The sequence below is a fragment of the Dysgonomonas sp. Marseille-P4677 genome (assembly GCF_016652235.1).
Taxonomy (GTDB): domain Bacteria; phylum Bacteroidota; class Bacteroidia; order Bacteroidales; family Dysgonomonadaceae; genus Dysgonomonas.
In genome coordinates this window covers 1-3,442 of sequence record NZ_JAEPKU010000216.1, presented here as the reverse complement: position 1 = coordinate 3,442, position 3,442 = coordinate 1, and the positions used below count along the sequence as shown (strand labels likewise).

The window sequence follows — 3,442 nt, the reverse complement described above, 5'->3', positions numbered from 1 at the left end:
ATGAAGCAGAATTATACTACAAGTATAAAGAATACTATGGCTATACATTTTTCATCGCTAAAAAGATAGAGCTATGATTAATTTAAACCTGTATGGTTGGAATGATAAGTTAAACCATCTGAAACAACTATCAAATTATAAAGCTTTGTCTTATGGACGGGTAGTCGTTGTAAACCGTACTTGCAATGAAGTTATTTCCGAAAATGGTATGTTTCAATGCGAACTGACGGGAAATATGATATTCGGCAAATTGGATTTTGAGTTACCATGTGTCGGCGATTGGATTATTTTTCAATCATTCGATGAAAACAAGGGGGTTATAGTTGATATGCTCCCCCGTGAACGGATACTCTATCGTAAGAAAAGCGGAACAGTTGCCGATAAACAAGCGATTGCTTCGTATGTCGATAAAGCATTTATCGTACAAAGTCTCGATGATAACTTCAATGCGCGTCGGGCTGAGCGTTTCATGGTTCAGATATTGGAAGAAGACATTAAACCTGTATTGGTACTCAATAAAACCGATTTAGGTTTTGACAGGCAAAGAATAGATGAAGCTATTAAACACATTACTCATCATATCCCCGTATTTTTCACAAGTATCCATCAACCTCAGACGATAAACCAATTACGGGAATCCATATCGGAAGGAGAAACGGTTGTATTTGTCGGGTCTTCGGGTGTCGGGAAAAGTTCTTTGGTAAATGCGCTTTGCGAACAATCGATATTGCTCACGTCTGATATAAGTCAATCGACAGGAAAAGGACGACATACTTCGACTCGTAGGGAAATGGTATTGATGAACGGTTCAGGTATTTTGATAGACACTCCGGGAGTTCGGGAATTTGGATTGGCTATTGACAGCCCTGATTCACTTACCGATATGCTGGAACTCTCGGATTATACAGGATCATGTCGGTTTGCGGATTGTACACATACGAATGAACCTGATTGTGCAGTTATAGAAGCAGTACAAGATGGAACATTAGACAGTAAAGTTTACGAAAGTTACTTGAAGCTTCGTAGGGAAATGTGGCATTTCTCTACTTCGGAATATGAAAAACGTAAAAGGGATAAGTTCTTTTCAAAGTTAGTAGACGAAGTAAAGAAACGTAAAGCAAGTTTCTAATTTCTATTTAGACAGTGTAGGTAGCTTGAACAGAAATATCTACACTGTTTTTTGAAAAAATATATTTAAACTCAATATTTAAGAATTTCTAGATATGATATTTATTATTTTAAAAAATAATTAGAATCAATCACATCCTAATTGCATATATAATTAATATATAGTCAATCATAGTTGTTTTAAGACATTCCGATTTTAGACATTAAAAATATCCGATTACCTATAATCATATCCGAAAAATTAAAGTATAATTGTACCTGGAATATTTTAACTTTTGGGCGCTATATGAAAACAGTACAATCAAAATCTGTATGTCCAGTAGAAAGTGCTGGAGGGCTGGATATGCCAATTAGAAAATGGTTGCAAAATCCACGAAAAATTCTTCAACCCTATATCAAAAATAATATGTCTGTTCTGGATTTTGGTTGTGGAACTGGATATTTTACGATTGAGATAGCCCGATTGTTAAATGGTACAGGGAAGGTTGTTACTGCGGATTTACAGCAAGGTATGTTGGATATACTGAAAACCAAGATAAAGCAAAATAGTTTAAAATATGATATTTACCTTCACAAATGTGAAGAAAATAGTATTGGTCTGAATGAAAAATTTGATTTTATTCTCGCCTTTTATATGTTCCATGAAGTACCGAATCAGGAAGTAACAATAAAGGAACTTAAGACTTTACTCAATCCTAACGGAAAAATACTAATCATCGAACCAAAAATACATGTTTCTAAAAATGATTTTAGGGGATTGGAAAAATTTATTTCGAATAATGGCTTTAAAATTCTCGGAAAACCAGACATATTGTTTAGTATGTCTCTGTTGTTTTCACTAAAATAAGCTACTGATTATGAATTTTAAATTAAGAAAATGGGAGCTTTCATATATTAATAATTTGGTAGAACATGCTAATAACTACAATATAGCAAAATTTCTTACTGATGGGTTTCCTTATCCTTACACACCCGAAGATGGAATAAAATTCATACAACACGTCTCGGAAGAAGAACCTCTAAAGGTCTTTGCTATTGAGATTGAAGGAAAAGCTGTTGGCTCTATCGGTATATTTCCTCAATCAGATATACATAAAAAAAATGCAGAAATCGGCTATTGGCTTTCTGAAAAATACTGGGGGCAAGGAATAATGGTAGAAGTAATCAAACAAATAGTTGAGTATGGATTTAAAACTTTTGATATTTATAGAATATTTGCACGTCCTTTTAGTACAAATCAACAATCACAAGCGGTATTAACTAAAGCAGGATTCAAGTATGAGGCTACTTTTAAAAAAGCTTTGTACAAGAATGGTGTATTTATAGATGAAATATATTTTTCAATATACAAATAGGACAGATAACGGAAATGGCAAAAAATAACTAAGACCTTATAAAAAGGAGATACAAATATTCAACTTAATACATTATGAATGAAGAAAGAGCCGCAAAGTTTTGGGATCGGCTATCAAAACAATTTGATAAACAGGGAAAGTTATTTTATCCTGCACCTGTCGAAAATGCAAAGAAATATCTGAAAGATAGCGACACGGTTTTAGACTTCGGGTGTGCCACAGGAACAGTAACCAATGAAATAGCAAAGCATGTAACGAAGGTTGTCGGTATAGATATTTCTTCCAAGATGATTGAAATGGCAAAGGATAGAGCCAATGAATTGAATATTACCAATGTTTACTATAAGCAAGCCACGATATTTGATAAAACACTCGAAACTGAATCGTTTAATGCTGTTTTGGCTTACAATATCCTTCATTTTTTCACCGATACTGAACAAGTATTACACCATATAAGCGGATTACTGAAACCAAACGGAACTATTATTATAGTAACAGCATGTTTGAAACAAAGGTCATTGAGAAATATTCTAAATAGGCTGTTCCTTACGCCGTTAATGTGGTCAGGTGTAATTCCATATATGAAATACTTTTCAATATCCGAATTTCAAAATATTTTGAATAACGATTTTCAAATCATAGCACAGGAAAATATCTCTCAAAACTATTTTTTCGTTGCAAAGAAGAAATGACAGAGTAAACAAACTAAATCAGGACTAAACAAATTAATTATGGAGCTATGGAACATGTATTGATTACTGGAGGTAATAAAGGAATTGGATTAGAAACGACTAAACTTTTTTTAAAGAATGGCTATAAAGTTACAGTAATAGCCAGAGATATATCATCAATTAAAAATTTAAAAAACAGCTTTGGTATTGAGTTTAATTTGGAGAATATAAGTGAAATACCTGAATTAATCTCTAAAATAGGTGACATTGATATATTAGTTAATAATG

5 protein-coding genes are annotated in these 3,442 nt (G+C 33.0%); all 5 read left to right on the top strand.

Translation table 11 applies throughout. The features are described 5' to 3' along the window. Nucleotides 1–73 precede the first annotated feature (73 nt). Complete coding sequence (gene rsgA, locus JGH11_RS19370; protein ID WP_201114538.1) at nucleotides 74–1,129, top strand: ribosome small subunit-dependent GTPase A; 1,056 nt, start codon at nucleotides 74–76, stop codon at nucleotides 1,127–1,129. Between the two features lie 285 nt (nucleotides 1,130–1,414). Beyond that, nucleotides 1,415–1,975: a class I SAM-dependent methyltransferase gene (locus JGH11_RS19365; RefSeq protein ID WP_201114537.1), complete on the top strand. Its 561-nt coding sequence runs from the start codon at nucleotides 1,415–1,417 to the stop codon at nucleotides 1,973–1,975. Nucleotides 1,976–1,985: 10 nt separating this feature from the next. Next, nucleotides 1,986–2,483: a GNAT family N-acetyltransferase gene (locus tag JGH11_RS19360; protein WP_201114536.1), complete on the top strand. Its 498-nt coding sequence runs from the start codon at nucleotides 1,986–1,988 to the stop codon at nucleotides 2,481–2,483. A 74-nt stretch (nucleotides 2,484–2,557) separates the two neighbouring features. Next, nucleotides 2,558–3,175, top strand: a complete 618-nt coding sequence (locus JGH11_RS19355) for a bifunctional 2-polyprenyl-6-hydroxyphenol methylase/3-demethylubiquinol 3-O-methyltransferase UbiG (RefSeq protein WP_201114535.1) — start codon at nucleotides 2,558–2,560, stop codon at nucleotides 3,173–3,175. Between the two features lie 47 nt (nucleotides 3,176–3,222). After that, nucleotides 3,223–3,442 (top strand): SDR family NAD(P)-dependent oxidoreductase (locus JGH11_RS19350; protein WP_201114534.1); only part of this gene is annotated, 220 nt, incomplete at its 3' end.